Origin of the sequence: Arthrobacter sp. Soil764, assembly GCF_001428075.1 — a bacterium.
In the GTDB taxonomy this organism is placed as follows: domain Bacteria; phylum Actinomycetota; class Actinomycetes; order Actinomycetales; family Micrococcaceae; genus Arthrobacter.
On record NZ_LMSI01000023.1, the window covers coordinates 43245 to 63567 of the forward strand.

Genomic DNA, 20323 nt, shown 5'->3' on the forward strand with positions numbered 1-20323 from the left:
TAAGGGATCTGGAACATGGAGCAGGCAGGGTTGCGGACAGCCGGCACCGGCACGGACGCCGGACTGGTCCTGGATCTGCGCCGGCTCAATGCCGGAATGCTGCCCCTGGCAGGCGGCAAGGCGGCCAACCTCGGAGAGCTGTTGTCCGCCGGACTGCCGGTCCCGGACGGTTTCTGCCTCACCACCGACGCCTACCGGCAGGCACTCGGCGTCCCCGGATCCCTGCCTCCCGCGCTGGCCGCGGTCCATGCGGCGTTCGTGGAATCAGCGCCGGCCGCACGACGGGACGCAGCACAGACCAGGGCTGCGGAACCGCCCGACATAGCCGGGCTGGCTGGAGCGGCACGTGCCGCGATCCGGGCAACGCCGATTCCGGCGGCCGTTTCGCAGGCGGTGGAAGAGGCCTACGCGGCCCTCGGCCCTGATGTTCCGGTGGCGGTCAGATCCTCGGCCACCGCGGAAGACCTGCCGTTCGCCAGCTTCGCCGGCCAGCAGGACACCTACCTCAACGTCATCGGCGTACCCGCCCTGCTCGAAGCCGTCCGCAATTGCTGGGCGTCGCTGTGGACGGACCGGGCAACCGCCTACCGGGCAAGCCTCGGGATCGACCCCGCAGGCGTGGCGCTCGCGGTGGTGGTCCAGCGGATGGTGGACGCTGATGCGGCCGGCGTCATGTTCACGGCGAACCCCCTGACCGGCCGCAGGCGGCAGATCGTCATCGATGCCAGCCCGGGCCTGGGTGAGGCTGTTGTCTCAGGCGCCGTCAATCCGGACCACTTCGTGGTGGATGCCCTGAGCGGCAAGGTCCTGGAGCGGACGCTGGGCGACAAGGGCGTAGAGGTACGGCCCCTGCCCGGTGGCGGGACGCAGACCCGGAATGTTTCCTCGGCCACTGGCGCTGCCTGCCTGACGGACTGGCACATTGCAGGTCTGGCACGTCTCGGCCTGCAGGCCGAGGATCATTTCGGCGCCCCCCAGGACACGGAGTGGGCCATCGACCGTTCCGGGGGCATGTGGCTCACGCAGTCCAGGCCGATCACCACTTTGTACCCGGTCCCCAGGAGCAACGGCGCCGCCGGCAGGATCCCTGAGGGCCGGTCCGCCACCCGGGGGACCAGGGCCTATCTCTGCTTCAGCCTGGCCCAGGGGCTTACCCGGCCGCTTACCCCCATGGGCCTCGCGGCGGTGCGCCTCATCGCCTCCTCCATAGCAACAGCTGCCGGCTTCCCGGTTCCTGATCCCCGGGGCGGGCCATCCCCCTACGCGGAAGCCGGGCAGCGGATCTACGTCGACTTCACCACTCCCATCCGCAGCACGGCGGGCCGCTGGCTGGTTCCCCGGGTTTTCGACATCATGGAAGCCCGGACCGCGACGGTCATGCGGCAGCTGTTCGAGGACCCCGCTTTTTCGGTGATCACGAAGAGCCCCTTCGGGCTGCTGCGTCACGTTGCCCCCGCCGCCGCCCGCGCCAAGGTTCCCGGCACCTTCCTCCGGGCGCTGTTCCGGCCGGCGGCAGCCCTCCGGCGGCTGGACCGCTTCACGCAGGACTTCGAGGCGTCGCTGCATTTCGGCGGCGGTGAGGGCGCGGTGGCACGCCTTGACCACGTCGAGTTGCTCCTGCGGCGGCGCCTGTTCCCGATTGTTCCGGCCATTCTTCCCCTCCCCGCCGTGGGTTTTGCGATGCTCGGCGTTGCGGGGAAGCTGCTGGGCGGAAATGCCTGGGACGAACTGCAGCCCGTGATCCGTGGCCTGCCCAACAACGTCACCACCGAAATGGACCTGGAACTGTGGCATCTTGCCAGGGAAATCCGGGAAGACCGTGAATCACGTGACGCGCTGATGACGGGTGACCCCAACGTCCTGGCGGCCGCGTTCCAGGCCGGGCAACTGCCGCCTCGCCTCGACGCAGGCCTGGCCCGGTTCCTGGACAGATACGGACACCGCGCGGTGGCTGAAATTGATGTCGGCCTGCCGCGGTGGTCGGAGGAACCGGCACACATCCTGGGAATCCTTGCCAACTACCTTCGGCTGGAGGACCCTGCCCTGGCGCCCGATGCCCAGTTCAGCAAGGCCATCGAAGACGCGGAAGCGCAGGTGGACCTGCTCGTTGCCCGCGCCGCCGCCCGCGGCCGGATCAGGGGAAGGCTGGTGCGTGCCGCGCTGCACCGGGCACGGCTGCTGGCCGGCCTGCGCGAGCTGCCAAAGTACCAGCTGGTTGCAGGCCTTGCGGAAGTCCGCCGGGAACTGCTGCTGGTGGGCAGTGAGCTGGCGCAGGCCGGAACCATCGAACGTCAGGACGACGTGTTCTTCCTGGACTTTGCCGAAGCCAGGAAGGCATTGTCCGGGGTCCCATTGTCCGGGACCGCCGCGGCCAATGGAGTGGCCGTCCAGGACTTCCGGGCGCTTGTGGCTAGCCGCCGGCAGGATTACGCCCAGGAGCTCAGGCGCCGGCACATTCCCCGGGTGCTGCTCTCGGACGGGACCGAACCCGAAGCGGTGCGGACCGGCGTCGGGATCTCGGCTGAAGGTACGCTCACCGGCAGCCCTGCCTCGGCAGGAACCGTGACTGCTGCGGCACGCGTCATCCTGGATCCGGTCGGAGCCCGCCTTGAGCCGGGTGAAATCCTGGTAGCCCCGTCAACGGACCCCGGTTGGACACCGCTCTTCCTGACGGCGGGAGGACTGGTGATGGAGATGGGCGGCGCCAATTCACACGGTGCCGTGGTGGCCAGGGAATACGGGATCCCCGCGGTGGTCGGGGTCGCAGATGCCACCGGCCTGATCAGCACGGGCCAAAAGATAACGGTCGACGGCGGTGCGGGCACCGTGGTGCCGGAGCCACCAGGGCCCGCGGTGCAGGACGGGGGCGCTGCGGGTGGCCCCCATCCACCTGCACCGGCGTAGTCTTTACCTATGGGCTCCAACACGCTGGATTCCAGCGGACGATCGCAGGAAAAACGGTCATGGCGGAACGTCACGGACGGCCGCCGGATGTGGCTGCGGTGGCTGCCCGCCGTCGCGGCCCCGCTGGTGATCGCTGCCGGCGCCCTGGCCGGCTCCCTTCCGGCCGGTGCCAGCAACCCGCTCCCGGCCAAGACGCCCGCGCAGGTCCTGGAACTGGCGGCAAGCCACCAGGTGCACTCGTTCTCCGGGACGGTGGAACAGTCCGCTGAGTTGGGACTTCCCGGGCTGCCGGCCACCGGCAAGCCATCCGCTCCCGCCGCTGCCGGGAGCGCCGCCTCCGTCATTGAGTTGTTGTCAGGCAAGCACACCGCGCGCGTTTACCTGGACGGCAAGGACAATGCCCGCGTGCAGGTGATGGACCAACTGGCCGAACGGGACGTTGTCCGCCACGGCAGCGACGTCTGGTTCTATTCATCCAAAGACAACACAGCCGCCCACGTGACCCTGCCGGAGCATGCCCAGGACCCGTCGCTGTCCAAGGACCACCACATGGCGGGCGTAACGCCGACGCCGGCAGAACTCGCGCAAAAATTCCTGGCCAAGGTTGACCCCACCACCGCCGTTTCGGTGGGACCGGACGTTTCCGTTGCCGGACGCGCCGCTTACAACCTGCTCATTGAACCGCGCACCGACGCGACCCTGGTAGGCAAGGTGGCCATCGCCGTCGACGGTGAAAACGGAATGCCGCTTTCCCTCCAGGTGACCGCACGCGGGGCGGACACTCCCGCGTTCCGCTCCGGGTTCACCAGCCTCTCGCTGGACGCTCCGGACCAGTCCGTCTTCAACTTCACCCCGCCCCCGGGCAGCACGGTCAAGGAACTTCCCGTTCCGGACAAGCCCCGTGACGCCCCGGATGTGCACAGCCCAGGCGGCATGCATCCAGACGCCAGGAAGGACGTGTCTGTGACCGGCACTGGCTGGGAGACCGTGCTGGGCACAGCCCGTGGGTCCGCTGCGGCAGCTGACTCATTGCTGCAAGACCCGCTGCTGTCCCAGGCCGCCGTCGCCGTCCCCGGCGGCCGGCTGCTCTCCACCGCCCTGCTCAACGTCCTGGTCACGGACGACGGACGGATCTTCGCCGGAATGGTGCCGCCGGAGAGGCTGCAGGCCGCAGCAGCAGCGGCCCAGTAAGTGGTGGACCGACGGGGGAGTGGTGGCGGGACGGGGCCCGGCCCGGTGAACTCCGGCCTGGCGATCGAGACGCGCGGGCTCAGCAAGCACTTTGGCCGGCAGGCCGCCGTCGACCATGTGGACCTTGCCGTCCCGCACGGAACTGTCTTCGGTTTCCTGGGGCCCAACGGCTCCGGCAAGACCACCACCATCCGCATGCTGCTCGGCCTGGCTGCCGCATCCGAGGGAACGGTGAACCTGCTCGGACAGGAAATGCCCGGCAAGCTCCATGACGTGCTGCCGCGCGTGGGCGCGCTGGTGGAAGGACCCGCCTTCTATCCCTTTCTGTCCGGCACCGCCAACCTGCACCGGCTCGACAGCGCAAGCCCCCACACCATCCCCGCCACGCGCAGAAGGCGGGTGCAGCAGGCGCTGGAGCGCGTGGGCCTGGAGCATGCCGCCGGCAAGCGGGTGCACGCATACTCCCTTGGAATGAAGCAGCGGCTGGGCATTGCCAACGCGTTGCTCTCGCCACGGGACCTGCTGGTCCTGGATGAGCCCACCAACGGGCTGGACCCGCAAGGCACCCGGGAAGTCCGCAACCTGGTGCGGTCGCTGGCGCATGAGGGCACCACCGTTTTTGTGTCCAGCCACCTGCTGGCCGAAGTGGACCAGATGTGCACCCACGCTGCCGTCATGAGCGCCGGGAAGCTCGTGGCGCAGGGGCCCCTTGCCGAGCTGCGGCAGGCCGGGAGCACCCGCCTCCGACTGGTGACGCCCGACGCCGGCGCAGCCCGCCAGGTCCTGGCGGGGCTGGGGATGGTACCGGACCCTCCCCAGGCTGAACCCGGGCAGGGTGAACCGGCACAACCGGATGGCGGGACAATCCTGGCGGCGCTGCCAAGTGGCGCCCCGTCCCCGGCAGTGCTTCCCGAGGACGTCGTGGCGCACCTGGTCCAGGCCGGCGTCCGCGTCCGTGGATTCGCCGTCGAGCGTGAAAGCCTCGAGGACCGCTTTGTTGCCCTGACGGGGGAAGGATTCGACGTTGCCCAGTAGTGTGCCCGCGGACATTCCGAATACTGCCGGGACTGCCCTCCCGGCTGCAGCGCCACGCAGTTCGGGGTTGTCCCTCCTGGCGTCGGAACTCAGGGTCCTGTTCGGCCGGCGGCGGACGTGGGCGCTGCTCCTGGCGCTCGCCGCCATCCCGGTCCTGATTGCCGTTGCGGTGAAGGTCTCGTCCGCGGTCCCGCCCGGGCGCGGACCAGCCTTCCTTGACCGGATCACCCAGAACGGCCTGTTCGTGGCCTTCACCGCCATGCTGGTTTCCGTGCCGTTGTTCATGCCACTCACGGTAGGTGTGGTTGCGGGCGACACCATCGCCGGGGAGGCAAGCCTGGGAACCCTGCGCTACCTCCTGGTGGCACCGGCCGGGCGGGTGCGGCTCCTCCTGGTCAAATACGCGGGCGCGCTGGCCTTCTGCATCGTGGCGCCCTTGACCGTTGGCCTTGCGGGCGCAGCAATCGGCGCGGCCCTTTTCCCGGTAGGTCCCGTGACGCTGCTCTCCGGCGGGGTGGTCCAGCCCTCCGAAGCCGCCCTGCGCATAGTGCTGATCGCTGCCTACCTGGCTGTGTCACTCGCCGGGCTCTCGGCCATCGGGCTGTTTCTGTCCACCCTCACCGTGGTGCCGGTGGGAGCGATGGCCGCCACGGTGGTGGTTTCAGTGGTATCCCAGGTCGCGGACCAGCTGCCGCAGCTGGAGTGGCTGCATCCGTGGCTCTTCAGCCACTACTGGCTTGGTTTCGGGGACATGCTGCGCCAGCCACTGGCGTGGGATTCCTTTGCCAGCAACGCCATCCTGCAGGCCGGCTACGTGGCAGTGTTCGGGGCGCTCGCCTACGGCCGGTTCGTCACCAAGGACATTTTGAGCTGACGACGGCGGCGCGAAAAGTTAGGCCCTTCAGGCGGGACCCGCAATGGGTAAGGTCAGCCGTGCCGGTCAGTAGCGGGCGGCATAGGGGTAGAGGTCCATGCCCACCATGGAGCTGATGGTGGAAACGGTGATGCCCTCCTGCGGGTTGAGTGCCTGCACCACCTGGCCGTTACCCAGGTAAATGGCCACGTGGTAAAAATTCGGCGCCGAACCCCACACGAGCAGGTCGCCGCGGCGCGCCTGCGAAATGGGAACGTGGACCGGGGCGGCGGCGTATTGCTGTGAAGCCGTGCGGGGGAGGTACTTGCCGGCTGCCGCAAAGGCGTTCTGCACCAGCCCGGAGCAGTCAAAGCCATAGGTGCCGGTACCGCCCCACTGGTAAAAGTACGGGGCCCCCACCTTACCCAAAGCGACGGAGATGGCTGCCTCGTAGGTGCCTGATCCGGTGGACGGGGCGGGAGCAGGCGCAGGGGCCGGTGCAGGCGCGGGTGCGGCGGCTACGGGTGCCGGCGCAACGGGCGCAGGAGCCGCCGGGGCGGGGGCCGGAGCAGCCGGTGCTGCGGGTGCTGGAGCAACGGGCGCCGGGGCCGGCGCAACCGGCGCAGGAGCAGGCGGTGCGGGAGCAGCGGGCGCAGGAGCAACCGGTGCCGCTTCCTGTGCACGGCTGTTCTGGCCCGCTGCCTGGTTCTGTGCAGCCTGGTTCCGGCTTGCTTCATTTTGTGCGGCGGTATCCCTCGCCGCCTTTTCCTGTGCGGCTTTGTCGGCGGCGGCGGACAAGGCCGCAAGCCGGGCCTCTTCGCGCTGCTTCTCCAGTGCGTCAACGCGCGCCGATTCGAGCGCCACTGTGGTGTTGCGGAGTTGTGCCAGCTGGTCCACCAGGATGGTCCGCTGCGCTTTCGCGTCGGCCACGGCCTTGACCTGCGCGGCGTTGGCTTGTTCCGCCTGGGACTTGCGTTGTTCGGCGGTCTTCGCGGCGTCGTCTGCGGCTTTGGTGGCGTCTTCGGCAGCTGCGGTGAGGGAACGGTAAGCGGTGGCTGCGGTGTCCGCGGCTTCAAAGGCCCGGCTGCGGCTGGCTGAAAGGGCCTCGAGCGTTGCTGCCTGCTGGAGGCTTTCCCCGCCGCTGGCAAGGGTTCCGAGGGTGGGGTTCAGGCCCCCGTTGCGGTACAGGTCCCCGGCGAGCTGACCCACCTGCTTCCGGGTCTTGTCCTGCTGTTCCCGGGCGGATGACGCCCTGGCAGAGGCAACGGATGCCGCTTCCGTCCTCTGCTGCAGTTCAACCAGCGCCTCGCTGTACGAGTTGTTGGCCTGCATGGCCACGGCGAATGCTGCCTGCTGGGCGGTGGACGCGTCGGCAAGGATGCGCTCGATCGCACTGACCTGGTCCGCCGTTGCGGCCTCGCTGGCCTTTGCTGCAGCGATGTCCTCGGGCGATGGGATGTCTGGCGAGGCCGGAACGGTCAACGGGGCAGATGGCGCCGGTACAGCGGCTGCCGGTGTTGCCACGGATGCAAAAAGGACGACGGCGGCGCACAGCACGGCAGTCCTGCGGCCGGATCCGGATAAAGCCATCTGCAGAGACCTCGCAACGGTAAGGCCGGGAGTGAGGTTCTGGATGCGGCATGACGATGCCCCTCAGCTGCTCCCCAGCAGTCCGAGGTTACGTGACAACATGCACATTAGCAACAGGAGTCACATCAATAACATAAACCACAACAATGTCATTAGGAGCTTGGCCAGCGGGGTGTGTCGTGCTTAGGCGTGCTGGTGGGTCTCGTGCTCGGAGTGGCTGGCGGGTTCCAGCTGGAAGGTGCAGTGATCGGTATCAAAATGGGAGCCCAGGCAGGTGATGAGCTTATCTAGCAACTGGTCGGCGCCCCGTGCGTTGAGCACTCCGTCCTCCACAACAACGTGGGCCGAGAAGACGGGAACACCGGACGTGATGGTCCAGATATGGATGTCATGCACGTCCGTCACGCCGGCCACCGACAAAATGTGCTCGCGGATCATCTGCACCTCCACTCCCTTCGGGCTGGCTTCCAGCAGCACATCCACCACATCCCGCAGCAGGCTCCAGGCCCTCGGCAGGATCATCAGGGCAATCAGGACAGAAGCAATGGTGTCCGCCGCCTGGAAGCCGGTCAGCATGATCACCGCCGCCGCGATGATGACGGCCACTGAACCAAGGAGGTCGCCCAGCACTTCCAGGTAGGCGCCGCGGACGTTCAGGCTCTCATCCTGTGCCGTGCGCAGGATGACGAGCGACACCAGGTTGGCCACGGCGCCGAGGATGGCGGCAAAAAGCATGATGTCCGTCTGCACTTCCGGCGGCGCACCGAACCGGCGGACCGCTTCGGTGAAGATGACCACGGAGATCACGATCAGGATCAGTGCATTGGCCAGGGCCGCGAGGACTTCTGCGCGCTGATAGCCGTACGTCCGCTGGGCGCTTGCCGGGCGGCCCGCAATCCAGGAGGCGAGGAGGGCGATGGTGACGCCGGCCGCGTCCGACAGCATATGTCCTGCGTCCGCGAGCAGCGAGAGGGATCCGGACAGTACAGCGCCGATGATCTGGATGACCACCACGCCAAGCGTGATCCCCAGGACGGCCACGAGGCGTTTCCGGTGCCGCCCGGTGGCGGTGATTCCGTGGTTGTGGCTGTGCTCGTGTCCCATGCCTACAAGGCTAGCCCCAGCCCAGCTCGTGCAGCCGGTCATCGGAGATGCCGAAGTGGTGCGCGATCTCGTGCACCACGGTGACGGCCACTTCGTGGATCACGTCGTCCCTGGACCCGCAGATTTCAAGGATGGGTTCGCGGAAGATCGTTATCCGGTCCGGCAGGGAACCGGCCTCCCACCAGGAATCACGTTCCGTCAGCGGAACCCCTTCGTACAGTCCCAGCAGCACCGTGTCCGGGTCTTCGCCCGGTCCCGGCACGTAGTCGTCGTCGATGAAGACGGCCACGTTGTCCATGGCCCGTGCCAGTCGGTCCGGAATGCTGTGCAGGGCATCCTGGACGGCGGCCTCGAACTCGTCAGGCGACATGGTGAACCCGGACGGCTCACCCGGGCCGAGGGGCACAATCGGAAGCCCCGGCGGAAGGCTGGCTGGCATACTCCGACTCTAGCGCCGAAGTGGCCGCTGCCGTCCGCGGTCCCGGCTGCGGCGCCGGGTAAGCCCCACTCCCACCAGGCACACCAGGCCGCCCACCAGTGCCCAGGCGGTGGGGATCTCGCCAAGCAGGAGCCAGGAAATGAAGACCGTGGTGCCGGGGACCAGGTACGTGGTGGCGGCAAGCTTCCCTGCGTCCACCAGGGACAACGCATACGCCCAGGTGGTGAAGGCGATGGCGGTGGGGAAGACACCCAGGTACACCAGCCCCAGCGTGGCCTGTGGCGGGGCTGCCTGCACTTCGGACGCCAATTGGCCGGCGAAGGGCAGGCAGCACAAAGCTCCCACCACGATGCCAAACCAGGTTGCCTGGGCCGCCGGGAACTTCCGCACCACCGGCTTCTGGATGATGACGCTGACTGCGGCGAGCACCGCCGCGAGGAGGCAAAGCGCCACGCCGGCCAGGTCCGCCGTCGAACTTTCCCCGGAACGTGGCTGCCCGGACCCCAGGGCGATCAGCGCGACGCCTGCGAATGCCACGGTGCTGCCGATGAGCAGCCAGCGCGGGAAGCCTTCCTTGAGGAAGATGCCGGCCATGATTGCCACCAGGATGGGGTTGACGTTGATCAGCAGGGCGCTGGTACCGGCGTCGAGGATGTGCTCGGCGGCGTTCAGGGCCACGTTGTAGCCGCCGAACCACATCACGCCATAAGCAAGAATGGGCAGCCATTCACGTCCCCGGGGCAGGACCCGGCTCCTGAGCAGTTGCGGTACCACCAGGAAGGCAAGCACGACGGCGGCAATCGCCAGCCTGCCCAGGGTCAGGGAGCCGGGGGAGAAGTGGGGGCCAATGGCCCGGATTCCAACGAACGCCGACGCCCACAGGACCACCGTGACCACCATGGCGGCCAGGCCAAGGGCCGTCACGGGCTTCACTGCTGCTTGTGCGGTGGTCAGCGGTTCATGGGGACTGGTTTGCGGCATGAGACAAATGTACGGCGGCAACGGGCCGCTGGCTGGCGGAAATCGGTCACGCCGGTGTCCTCGGCTAGGATGCCCACTATGTCCTCCCCCCAGGCTCCTGCCCGTAATACCCCGCGCCTTGTCAGGAAGATCATCTGGATCCTGCTGGCCGTCATTGTGGTGGGCGGCGTCGCCTGGTACGCCCTCTTCACCGCCACCAAACCCCCGCAGGCCGCAGCCCCGGCCACCGGGGTGGAACAGTTGGTCCGGGCGGACAGCCACAGGCTCACCACGCCAAGCGAGGAAAAGGCGCAGTTGGTGGAATTCCTGGATTTCGAGTGCCCGTCCTGCGGCGCCATCCATCCTTTCGTGGAGGAGCTCAAAGCCGAGTTCGGTGACAGGATCACCTTCGTTAACAGGTACTTTCCGTTGTCTGCCCACCCCAATTCCGGCCAGGCCGCACTGGCAGCGGAGGCTGCCGCGCAACAGGGCCAGTACCAGCAGATGGCAGGCAAACTGTTCGACAGCCAGGCGCAGTGGGCCGGAAACCAGCAATCCCAGGCGCCCCTGTTCCGGACCTATGCCGGGCAGTTGGGCCTCAACCTCGAAAAGTTCGATGCCGCCGTCGCCGACCCGAAAACCGAGGAACGCATCCTGGCCGATATCGCCGACGGCAATGCCCTGGGCGTCAGCGGCACGCCCACCTTCTTCCTCAACGGGGAGAAGCTGACATTGAGCACCAAGGCGGACTTCCGGCAGAAGCTGGCCGACGCCGTCAAGTAGCGTGCGGTCCCCGGGGCTGCCTTCGCCGCCGGCCTTATCCTTTGCCAGCCCAGGCAAGCAGTTCTTCCACCGGCCAGGTGGTGATAATCCGCTCGGCCGGCACGCCGTTGCGGGCGGCCCGTTCGGCGCCGTACTGCAGGAAATCCAGCTGCCCGGGTGCATGGGCGTCGCTGTCGATCGAGAACAGGCAGCCGGCCTCCAGTGCCAGCTGGATCAGGGCATCCGGCGGGTCCTGCCGTTCCGGGCGCGAGTTGATCTCGACGGCCACGTGATGTTCCGCGCATGCGGCGAACACTTCCTTGGCGTCGAATTCGGACGGCGGCCGGGTTCCGCGTGAACCCTCCACCAGCCGGCCCGTGCAGTGGCCCAGGACATTGGTGTGCGGATCCTGGATGCCGCCGAGCATCCGGGCGGTCATGGTCTTCCTGTCCGCGCGCAGCTTTGAATGGACGCTGGCCACCACGATGTCCAGTCGGTCCAGCAGCTCCGGTTCCTGGTCAAGCTGGCCGGACTCCAGGATGTCCACTTCGATTCCTGTCAGGAGCCGGGTGCTGCCGCCGTTGCCGTTGACCGCCGCCACCACGTCCAGTTGGTCCAGCAGGCGTTCGGCCGACAGTCCGTTGGCGATGGTGAGGTTGGGGGAGTGGTCCGTCAAGGCGAGGTACTCCCGGCCCAGCACCTCCGCCGCAGCCACCATCAGCTCAATGGGGGAGCCGCCGTCGGACCATTCGCTGTGGCTGTGCAGGTCCCCCCGGAGCGCGTCCCTGATCCCGGCCCCGCCGGAGGCCAGCGGCTGGCCACCTTTTTCGCGGAGGTCGGCCAAATAGTCCGGAACCTGCCCGTCCACTGCCTGCCGGATCACCGCGAACGTCCGGTCCCCGATGCCCTTCATGGATTTCAACCGGCCCGTCCGGGCGCGTTCAGCCACCTCATCAGGAGACAGGGCGCTGATGGCCGCCGCGGCCTTGCGAAAGGCCTGGACCTTGAACGTGGCGGCGCGTCCGCGCTCCAGCCAGAAAGCAATCTCATTGAGCGCTGCGACGGCATCCATCCGTCCATCTTGGCCTGTACGGCGGCCAAACGGCGCGGTTTTTCGCCGATTTTGGATAATTCCTGATGAGGCCCTATAGTTTTAGAGTCCAGTTCGGAGAAACGCAAAGGACAAAGACGGAAAGCCTTGCTTGACGCCTTTTATTTTGTTCCGAACGGGTTCTGGCCCCCATCGTCTAGCGGCCTAGGACACCGCCCTTTCACGGCGGCGGCACGGGTTCGAATCCCGTTGGGGGTACGCAAGGAACTGGTCAAACAGGCTGAAAAAGTCTGGTAGGCTGGAAGCCTTGAAAAAAGCGGTAGAGATACTGCAAAAGCAAGAAACGCAAGGCCCTGTAGCGCAGTTGGTTAGCGCGCCGCCCTGTCACGGCGGAGGTCGCGGGTTCAAGTCCCGTCAGGGTCGCTCTGATTGTTGGAAGAAATTCCGGCCGTCATGGTGACTAGTCACCTAGGCTCTGTAGCTCAGTTGGTAGAGCGTTCGACTGAAAATCGAAAGGTCACCGGATCGACGCCGGTCGGAGCCACCACTGGGAAGCATCAGTTCTTCGGAACTGGTGCTTTTCTTCGTTTAACCCCCCCTTCGACGGGCGGTCGCCAGGGTCACAGTCGGCCGGGTTAGCCGGCTATTCGCCCCGTCGAGGCCCGCGCCTGCACCGTGCACTAACGATGACCCGAAGCGCCAAGCCCCAGACCAGGCTCCCGTTCTTGTTGAACCGCGGGCGGCAGTTGTGACCGCGGCAACAATAGGGCTCCCGCTAGGGAAATCTTTGGGCCGCCGGTGAAACATTTGCTTAGTGCCAAACCGATGTGGCACGCGCGCGCGTTGGGTTGCGTAAGCGCTTGCACTCTACTCGCCGGTAGCCCGTTCCGGCCCACGAAACAGGGTTTGAACTGCCCGCGGCGCCCCGTCTAGCGTGGAGCGCGGCAGAGGGGAAGCATGCTTTCCATCGGCCAACAGGGCCGCACCCAGGCCCTGATCCCCCAACACAACGGCGTCCCTGATGACGCCTGCGGTGTTGCCGGGTCCGCGGTTGTTCCGGGGCATGGGCATACGCCCGTCTTCCACGAACAGTTACAACTCCGCGAGAAGAGCAAGAAATGCACAAGCACCCCCAACACCGGCTGCTGCGGTGGCGCCCGGCCGCCGCGGCACTGGCGGCAGCCGTTGCGGCCTCGGCCTTCCTGGCCGTCCCCTCGGCCCAGGCCAACGAGCCCTCTGATCCGCCCGCCGTCGAGCAGATGCCGGCCCCCACTCCTGGCTTCCCCCTGCCGACGCAACACACCCAGCAGGCTTTCGACCCGGCGTCGGACTTCACCTCCAAGTGGACCCGCGCGGACGCCAAGCAGATCATGGCGCAGAGCGACGAATCGGTTTCCCCGGGCACGAACTCCATGAGCCCGGACGTCACCATGCCGGAAATCCCCGAGGATTTCCCCACCATGAACGACGACGTCTGGGTCTGGGACACCTGGTCCCTGACGGACGAGAACGCCAACCAGATCAGCTACAAGGGCTGGGACGTCATCTTCTCCCTGGTGGCTGACCGCCATGCCGGCTACGGCTTCGACCAGCGCCACTGGAACGCCAGGATCGGCTACTTCTTCCGGAAGACCAACGCGGATCCGGCCAAGGACAAGTGGAACTACGGCGGCCACCTGTTCCTGGACAACACCTCCATCGGCAACACCGAGTGGTCCGGGTCAACCCGCCTCATGCAGGGCAACCACGTAAACGTCTTCTACACGGCCACCACCTTCTATGACGTGGCCGAGCGGAACGCAGGCGGCGGCGGAATTGCTCCTGACGCAGCCATTGCCAAGGCGCTGGGCAACATCCACGCGGACCAGAACGGCGTCACGTTCGACGGCTTCGAGCACACCAAGCTGCTGGAGCCGGACGGAAAGATGTACCAGACCAAGGCACAGAACCCCGGCTTCGCTTTCCGCGACCCCTACACGTTCGCCGACCCGGCCCACCCGGGCAAGACCTTCATGGTGTTCGAAGGCAACACCGGCGGCAACCGCGGCGACTACCAGTGCAAGGGCGAGGACCTCGGCTACCAGCCGGGCGACCCCCACGCCGAGAACGTCAACGACGTCCAGAGCAGCGGCGCGTACTACCAGACCGCAAACGTGGGCCTGGCCGTGGCGGACAACAAGGACCTCACCAAGTGGTCCTTCCTGCCGCCCATCCTCTCCGCCAACTGCGTGAACGACCAGACGGAGCGTCCGCAGATCTTCATCCAGAATGAGGGCGGCAAGAACAAGTACTACCTGTTCACCATCAGCCACCAGTTCACTTACGCAGCCGGCATGCGCGGCCCCGACGGCGTCTACGGCTTCGTGGGCGATGGCGTCCGCTCGGACTACCAGCCCATGAACAACAGCGGACTGGCGCTGGGGTCCCCCACCGACCTCAACCTGCCCGCCAACGCCCCGGAGAGCCCGTCCGCCAAGCAGAACGGCCGGCAGTTCCAGGCATATTCGCACTATGTTCAGCCCGGTGGCCTGGTGCAGTCCTTCATCGACAACGTCAACGGCGTCCGCGGCGGTTCCCTGTCGCCGACGGTGAAGATCAATTTCCGTGACGGCGTATCCCAGGTGGACAGGAGCTTTGGCCGGAACGGCCTCGGCCCGTTCGGCTACCTGCCCACCAACGTCAGGGTTGGCGGCGAGGGCCTCTACAAGTAGGCCGCACCGTCCCTGCCGGTCCATGGGGCACTGAGCTCCATGCGGCACTGATCCAGGCGGGGAGTCCTTCGGGGCTCCCCGCCTGTTCCTTTTCAACCCGTTTGTTCCCCGCGGGCTGCGGCCCGATTCCTTGACGGCAGGCCGCAGACTTTCCAGCGCATGTGCCGCGGCCTGGGGATAGGGTGGAAACAACAGAAGGGGGAGTGCCTGATGGAATACCAGAACCCACAACCCGTGGTGCCAAACCGTCCTGCGGCAAGCCCGGCTCCGGGTCCGGGCCGGACGGTAATTTCAGAGACTGCCGTGGCCAAGGTGGCGGGAATCGCCGCGCGTTCGGTTCCCGGCGTCTACTCCCTGGGTTCGGGCCCGTCCCGTGCCTTGGGCGCTATCCGCGACGCCGTTGGAAGTTCCGACCACGCTGCCGGCGTCCACGCGGAAGTGGGCGAAACGCAGGTGGCTGTTGATATCACCCTGGTGGCAAGTTACGGCACACCGCTTCATGCACTGGCCAACGATGTCCGCGCCGCTGTATACCGCGCCGTCGAGGAACTCGTGGGGCTGCAGGTCATCGAAGTGAATGTCGAGATCACCGACGTCTACGTGCCGCCACCGGTCAAGACGATCGCGCCCGCTGCACCCGAACGGGAGGCGCTGCTGTGAACCTCACCGTGGCAGGCACCGCCGTGGGCGCCTTCGTGGCCTTCATGTCCCTGCAGTTCGGCCTGTGGGGCTTCCTGGTCTCCCTGCTCTTCATGGCCATCGGCGCGCTCCTGGGCCGTGCCGCCGAAGGGAAACTTGACCTGCGCGGGGTGTTCGATGCCATCACCGGCCGGCGCTCGTCCTCATGAGCTCGCCCGCGCCCGTTGTGCGTGGGCAGGCGCAAAGCGGCCATAACCGGATCAGCACCCAGGCACTGACAAGCCTTGCCAAAGCGGCTGCGGCGCAGGCGCTCGGCGTGGACGCAGAGGACGTGAGGGCGGACTGGGCGGACGACGACGGCCTGCTGGCTTTGTCCCTCGTCAGCCCCATCAGCGTCCCGCCTTTGCAGTCCGTGGTACTGGATCCCGCAAGGGTGGACGCGTTCGGCGGGTCCATCTGGGACCGTACCGTCAGGGCCAAGGCAAGCATCCTGGCCACGGTTTCGGCATTGAGTGGTTCCCGGTTGAGCCGGGTGGACATCCGCATCAGCGGGGCAAGGATCAGCACAGGAGGACGGGTGCGGTGAGCAGCACAGTGGAAGACCGCCGGGCGGACGGCACACCGGGTAGAAGCAGCGGACCGGACATGCGCAGGATCTTGTTCCGCGAAACCCATTCCGCGCGGGCCGCGGTGTCCGTTGTTGCCGCTGTCCTTGTCCTGGTGCTGGCCGCCTACGGTGTCCTCGAAGCGGGAGTCCACGCCGTGGGCCAGCCGGCGTGGCTGATTGAGCCGCAGGTGGCGGCCCAGCGCATGGTGGATCTTCCTGCCGGAACCTCACCGCTGTTGCTTGCCTCGCTCGGTGCCGTGCTGGCGATGGTGGGCCTGATCTTCCTGCTCAATGGCGTCCTCCCGGGAAAGCGGGCCCGCCATCTCCTTGGCGGCGGACGGGGGGAGAGGCTCCCGGCCGTGGTGGTGGACGACGAGGTTATCGCATCCTCCCTCGCCCGCCGCGCCAGGCTGGCCGCCAATGTCACTCCCGAACAGGTCATGGTGGTTGTCTCCCAGCGACAGGTGCTGGTCAACGTCCGGCCCACCTCCGGTGTTCCCGTGGACCAGGACAGGGTGCTGGAAGCCGTCCGCGACGAGCTGGACCAGATGCTGCTGGAACCGGCACCGGTTCCCCGCATCAATGTCACTGCTTCCGGGGTGATCGGCGCATGAACAGCACGCCGGCGCTGCTCAACCGCATCCTGCTCACCGTGCTGGGCTTGATCCTGCTGGGGGTAGGCGTCCTGCTAGTGCTGCTGGCCACCCTTCCTCCGGTGGCCTCCTGGTGGCACTCCTGGTCAGCCGGGGCGTGGAACGGCATTAACCGGCTCTTTGACTCCACCCGGTTCCCCGGCCGCCCGGAAAGCTGGCTGTGGATCGTGGCGGCACTGGCGCTCCTGGCACTGATGGGGCTGATGGTGGCCTGGATTGCCCAGCAAGGAAAAGGGCGGTCAAACCTGCTGGCCGCCGAATACGATCCCGGCGACACCCCGGGCGATGTCCGGATTGGCGGCGGGGTAGCGGAACAGGCGCTGAGGCAGGCCCTCGAGGGACGACCGGACCTTGCCGGTGCAACCGTCACCACCTACGACGTGAAAGGCTCACCGGCGTTGAAGGTGCGCCTCCTGCCGCGCCAGGGCGTGGCCCCGCACCTGCTCGCAGCCGAGGTCGCCGGGCTGCTGGACGCCCTGGAAACTGTCGTGGGCAAGGAGATTCCCGTCCTTGTCCACATCGGGGCCGGGGCGCGGACCCGCTTCGGCCACGCCGAGCGGGTCCGCTGAAGTCTTTTTGCCGCTACATCCTCTGCAGATACACCGTGCAGTCCACCGGGACCTCACGCATTTCGGCCCAGTCTTCGGCCGGTTCGGGACCGCTGGACAGCACCACCACGTAACCTTCGGGCACGGGGGCCGAGGCGAAGCCCATGTTGGACAGCACCACCACCTGGCCGTTCCGGAACGCCAGCAGACCGCTGTCCGGCGCGTGCCCGTCAGTCCACTCCACGCTGCCGCGGCCCAGCTGCCGGGCTGACCTGAAGGCCAGGGCCGCCCGGTAAAGCTCCAGCGTTGAGCCCTCCTCGCCGTCCTGCTGGTCGGCGGCCAGGGGACCGAAGCTTTCCGGCTGGGGGAGCCACGGGCCGGGAGCGTCTCCGGACGGTGTTCCAGAGAAACCAAAGCCGGGTTGGTCCGCAGCCCACGGCAGCGGGACGCGGCAGCCGTCCCGGCCGATCTCCGCACCTTGGGTGCGGAAGAAGGTGGGGTCCTGCCTGGCGGAGTCGGAAAGGGTGGTGTGCTCCGGAAGACCCAGTTCCTCGCCCTGGTAAAGGTAGGCCGACCCCGGAAGCGCCAGCGCAACCATGGTGGCGGCCCGGGCGCGGGCAAGACCCAGGGCTGCATCGGGTTGTTCGTCTGCGGCACCGATGCCCTTGGGGAAAGTGGTGGGGTCTTTGAGCCCAAAACGGGTGCTGTGCCGGACTGTATCGTGGTTGCTGAGGACCCAGGTGCATGGCGCCCCCACGGATGCTGCAGCTGCCAGGGATGCGTCGATGGCCTCAGCCATGCGTTCGGCGTCCCAGCCGGCAAGCAGGAAATCGAAGTTGAAGGCTTGCTGCATCTCATCGGGCCGGACATACCTGGCGAGCCGTTCGGCCGGTTCCACCCAGGCCTCTGCCACCATCATCCGGTCCCCGCCATATTCTCCCAGGACCCGGTTCCAGTCGCGGTAGATGGCATGGACGCCGTCCTGGTCGAAGAACGGTGACGGCGGATACATCGGGGAGACAGCCCGGTGCGGTTCCTCGGCGTCGGTGTGGGCGTGGGGTGCATCACCGGGCAGGTGGCTCTCCCGGCGCGGAGCGGAGGTTCCTTCCACCATCGCAGCTGCCCCCTCCCAGTCCGGAAGTCCTGCTTCCTTGACCAGGCCGTGGGCAACATCCACACGGAAGCCGTCCGCGCCGCGGTCCAGCCAGAAGCGCAGTACCGAACGCATCTCCTCGTGCACGTCCGGGTTCTCCCAGTTCAGGTCCGGCTGCTTGGTGTCGAAGAGGTGCAGGTACCACTGGCCGGAAGATCCATCCGCCGCGGTCACACGGGTCCAGGCCGGGCCGCCAAAAATGGACTTCCAGTTGTTGGGCGGCCTCCTGCCGTCCCCGGATCCAGGGATCTCATCCTTGCCGTCCCGGAAGATGTAGCGGTCGCGTTCAGGACTTCCCGGCGCTGCCGCCAGCGCCTCCCGGAACCAGGCATGCTCGTCCGAAGTGTGGTTGGGCACCAGGTCAACGATGACCTTCAGCCCACGGCGGTGAGCTTCCTGCAACATGGCATCGAAGTCCGCCAGCGAACCGAAAAGCGGGTCCACCTGCCGGTAGTCCGCAACGTCGTAGCCGCCGTCGGCCTGCGGCGACTTGTAGAACGGCGACAGCCAGATGGCGTCCACGCCCAGCCCTTCGAGATAGGGGAGCCGGTCCCGGACGCCGCGCAGGTCGCCCATTCCATCACCGTTGCCGTCGGCAAAGGATCGCGGGTAGATCTGGTAGACCACGGCGTCGGCCCACCAGGGTGATGGCTGTGGTTGGGGCGCCGGAACGGATATGTCGGGCATTTGGTTCCCCTCTGATAACTTTTTGATGTAAACGCTTGCATTCCCGACAGCAACCTTACTAGTGTGATGGTCACCACATCAACCTCACCTAGCAAGCGCACTGTCGACTTACTTGTCACTCAGCGAGGAGCTTCAAGCTAATGAAAACCCCGAGATTCCTGCTTCCGGCTGCCACTGCCGGCATTCTGGCCCTTACGTTGACCGCCTGCGGGGGTGGAGGTGGAGGCGGCACCACGGGCGGTGGTGGCAGCGACGCTGAAGCCAACCTCGACGGCCGCGGCCCCATCACCTACGTCCAGGGCAAGGACAACAACAACGTTGTGCGCCCCTTCATTGAGAAGTGGAACGCGGCCCACCCTGATGAAAAGGTCACGTTCAAAGAGCAGACCGACCAGGCGGACCAGCAGCACGACGACCTCGTCCAGCACTTCCAGGCCAAGCAGTCCGACTATGACGTGGTCAGCGTGGACGTTATCTGGACCGCGGAGTTTGCGGCCAAGGGCTGGCTGCAGCCGTTGAAGGACAAAATGGCTATCGACACTTCCAAGATGCTCAAGGCACCGGTGGAAGCGGCATCGTACAAGGGCACGCTCTACGCTGCGCCCAAGGATTCCGACGGTGGCATCCTCTTCTACCGCAAGGACCTGGTCCCCAACGCGCCCAAGACCTGGGACGAGATGATGGGCATGTGCTCCATCGCCAAGCAAAACAACATCGGGTGCTACTCCGGCCAGTTCAGTAAGTACGAAGGCCTCACCGTTAACGCTTCCGAGGCCATCAACTCTGCCGGCGGTTCGGTTCTCAACAAGGACGGCAAGCCGAACCTGAACACGCCGGAAGCCAAGGCCGGCCTGGAGAACCTGGCCAAAGCATACGCGGACGGCAACATCCCCAAGGAAGCCATCACCTTCAAGGAAGAGGACAGCCGCCAGGCTTTCCAGAGCGGCAAGCTGCTGTTCCTCCGCAACTGGCCCTACGTCTACAGCCTGATGAGCACTGAAGGCTCTTCTGCCGTCAAGGACAAGTTCGGCATGGCGCCCCTGCCGGGCAAGGACGGCCCCGGCGCTTCCGCCCTTGGCGGGCACAACGCAGCCATCAGTGTGTATTCCAAGAACAAGGCCACGGCCTTGGATTTCATCAAGTTCATTGAGACCGAGGAAAACCAGAAGTTCTTTGCGAACCAGGCCTCGCTGGCTCCGATCCTGACGTCGCTGTACGAAGACCAGGCACTTGTGGCCAAGCTGCCTTATCTGTCTGTTCTCCAGACCTCGATCCAGAACGCCGTACCGCGTCCCGTGACGCCGTTCTACCCGGCAGTCACCAAGGCAATCCAAGACAACGCATACCCGGCCATCAAGGGAGAAAAGTCAGTGGAAAGCGCGCTTACTGATATGCAGAAGTCCATCGAATCCGCTGGTGCGGGACAGTAGTTCTGC

18 protein-coding genes and 3 tRNA genes are annotated in these 20323 nt (G+C 66.5%); 15 read left to right on the forward strand and 6 right to left on the reverse strand.

The genetic code is table 11. The features are described from left to right. Positions 1–15: 15 nt before the first annotated feature. The 4 genes from ASG86_RS16965 (at position 16) to ASG86_RS16980 (ending at position 6004) form a co-directional block, all read left to right on the forward strand. Positions 16–2904: a PEP/pyruvate-binding domain-containing protein gene (locus tag ASG86_RS16965; RefSeq protein WP_056337039.1), complete on the forward strand. Its 2889-nt coding sequence runs from the start codon at positions 16–18 to the stop codon at positions 2902–2904. A gap of 87 nt (positions 2905–2991) precedes the next feature. Further along, positions 2992–4095, forward strand: coding sequence for a LolA family protein (locus ASG86_RS16970; RefSeq protein ID WP_056337466.1), 1104 nt, complete (start codon positions 2992–2994; stop codon positions 4093–4095). 45 nt (positions 4096–4140) lie between these two features. Continuing rightward, positions 4141–5130: an ABC transporter ATP-binding protein gene (locus ASG86_RS16975; protein WP_235565217.1), complete on the forward strand. Its 990-nt coding sequence runs from the start codon at positions 4141–4143 to the stop codon at positions 5128–5130. Further along, entirely contained in the window at positions 5120–6004 is an 885-nt protein-coding gene (locus tag ASG86_RS16980) for an ABC transporter permease (protein WP_082566828.1), read from the forward strand. The genes ASG86_RS16975 and ASG86_RS16980 overlap by 11 nt, the downstream gene beginning before the upstream one ends. A gap of 66 nt (positions 6005–6070) precedes the next feature. On the opposite strand, the gene ASG86_RS16985 is transcribed toward ASG86_RS16980, so the two are convergent. The 4 genes from ASG86_RS16985 to ASG86_RS17000 form a co-directional block, all read right to left on the reverse strand. Next, positions 6071–7573, reverse strand: a complete 1503-nt coding sequence (locus ASG86_RS16985; RefSeq protein ID WP_056337042.1) for a C40 family peptidase — start codon at positions 7571–7573, stop codon at positions 6071–6073. 183 nt (positions 7574–7756) lie between these two features. Further along, the gene (locus tag ASG86_RS16990) at positions 7757–8677 is read right to left on the reverse strand and encodes a cation diffusion facilitator family transporter (RefSeq protein WP_056337045.1); all 921 of its coding nucleotides are present in this window, start codon (positions 8675–8677) and stop codon (positions 7757–7759) included. A gap of 10 nt (positions 8678–8687) precedes the next feature. Then, the gene (locus ASG86_RS16995; RefSeq protein WP_056337049.1) at positions 8688–9116 is read right to left on the reverse strand and encodes a metallopeptidase family protein; all 429 of its coding nucleotides are present in this window, start codon (positions 9114–9116) and stop codon (positions 8688–8690) included. A gap of 9 nt (positions 9117–9125) precedes the next feature. Further along, positions 9126–10097, reverse strand: a complete 972-nt coding sequence (locus tag ASG86_RS17000) for a DMT family transporter (RefSeq protein ID WP_056337052.1) — start codon at positions 10095–10097, stop codon at positions 9126–9128. A gap of 78 nt (positions 10098–10175) precedes the next feature. Here ASG86_RS17000 and ASG86_RS17005 point away from each other — a divergent pair, with 78 nt between their 5' ends. Then, positions 10176–10859, forward strand: coding sequence for a DsbA family protein (locus ASG86_RS17005; protein ID WP_056337055.1), 684 nt, complete (start codon positions 10176–10178; stop codon positions 10857–10859). Between the two features lie 34 nt (positions 10860–10893). Here the strand turns inward: ASG86_RS17005 and ASG86_RS17010 are convergent, their stop codons facing one another. Continuing rightward, positions 10894–11910 (reverse strand): PHP domain-containing protein, encoded by a 1017-nt coding sequence (locus ASG86_RS17010; protein WP_056337058.1) that lies wholly within the window; start codon positions 11908–11910, stop codon positions 10894–10896. A 164-nt stretch (positions 11911–12074) separates the two neighbouring features. Here ASG86_RS17010 and ASG86_RS17015 point away from each other — a divergent pair. From ASG86_RS17015 to ASG86_RS17055, 9 genes are all read left to right on the forward strand, one after another. Continuing rightward, positions 12075–12147, forward strand: a tRNA-Glu gene (locus tag ASG86_RS17015). 91 nt (positions 12148–12238) lie between these two features. Then, positions 12239–12312, forward strand: a tRNA-Asp gene (locus ASG86_RS17020). A 48-nt stretch (positions 12313–12360) separates the two neighbouring features. Further along, positions 12361–12436, forward strand: a tRNA-Phe gene (locus tag ASG86_RS17025). Positions 12437–13007: 571 nt separating this feature from the next. Next, positions 13008–14600 (forward strand): glycoside hydrolase family 68 protein, encoded by a 1593-nt coding sequence (locus tag ASG86_RS17030; RefSeq protein ID WP_056337062.1) that lies wholly within the window; start codon positions 13008–13010, stop codon positions 14598–14600. A gap of 210 nt (positions 14601–14810) precedes the next feature. Beyond that, complete coding sequence (locus ASG86_RS17035; RefSeq protein ID WP_056337066.1) at positions 14811–15260, forward strand: Asp23/Gls24 family envelope stress response protein; 450 nt, start codon at positions 14811–14813, stop codon at positions 15258–15260. After that, on the forward strand, positions 15257–15448 hold the full coding sequence (locus ASG86_RS17040; RefSeq protein ID WP_056337068.1) for a hypothetical protein: 192 nt from the start codon (positions 15257–15259) through the stop codon (positions 15446–15448). Before ASG86_RS17035 ends, ASG86_RS17040 begins: the two co-directional genes overlap by 4 nt. Then, positions 15445–15825 carry a hypothetical protein gene (locus ASG86_RS17045; RefSeq protein WP_056337071.1) on the forward strand — a complete coding sequence of 127 codons (381 nt, stop codon included), beginning with the start codon at positions 15445–15447 and terminating at the stop codon, positions 15823–15825. The genes ASG86_RS17040 and ASG86_RS17045 overlap by 4 nt, the downstream gene beginning before the upstream one ends. Then, positions 15822–16460 (forward strand): hypothetical protein, encoded by a 639-nt coding sequence (locus ASG86_RS17050; protein WP_056337074.1) that lies wholly within the window; start codon positions 15822–15824, stop codon positions 16458–16460. Before ASG86_RS17045 ends, ASG86_RS17050 begins: the two co-directional genes overlap by 4 nt. Continuing rightward, entirely contained in the window at positions 16457–17068 is a 612-nt protein-coding gene (locus ASG86_RS17055; RefSeq protein WP_056337077.1) for a hypothetical protein, read from the forward strand. The genes ASG86_RS17050 and ASG86_RS17055 overlap by 4 nt, the downstream gene beginning before the upstream one ends. Before the next feature lie 13 nt (positions 17069–17081). Here the strand turns inward: ASG86_RS17055 and ASG86_RS17060 are convergent, their stop codons facing one another. Further along, positions 17082–18887 (reverse strand): glycoside hydrolase family 13 protein, encoded by a 1806-nt coding sequence (locus ASG86_RS17060; RefSeq protein ID WP_056337079.1) that lies wholly within the window; start codon positions 18885–18887, stop codon positions 17082–17084. Positions 18888–19027: 140 nt separating this feature from the next. On the opposite strand from ASG86_RS17060, the gene ASG86_RS17065 reads away from it, so the two are divergent. Next, the gene (locus ASG86_RS17065) at positions 19028–20317 is read left to right on the forward strand and encodes an ABC transporter substrate-binding protein (RefSeq protein ID WP_056337083.1); all 1290 of its coding nucleotides are present in this window, start codon (positions 19028–19030) and stop codon (positions 20315–20317) included. Positions 20318–20323 lie beyond the last annotated feature (6 nt).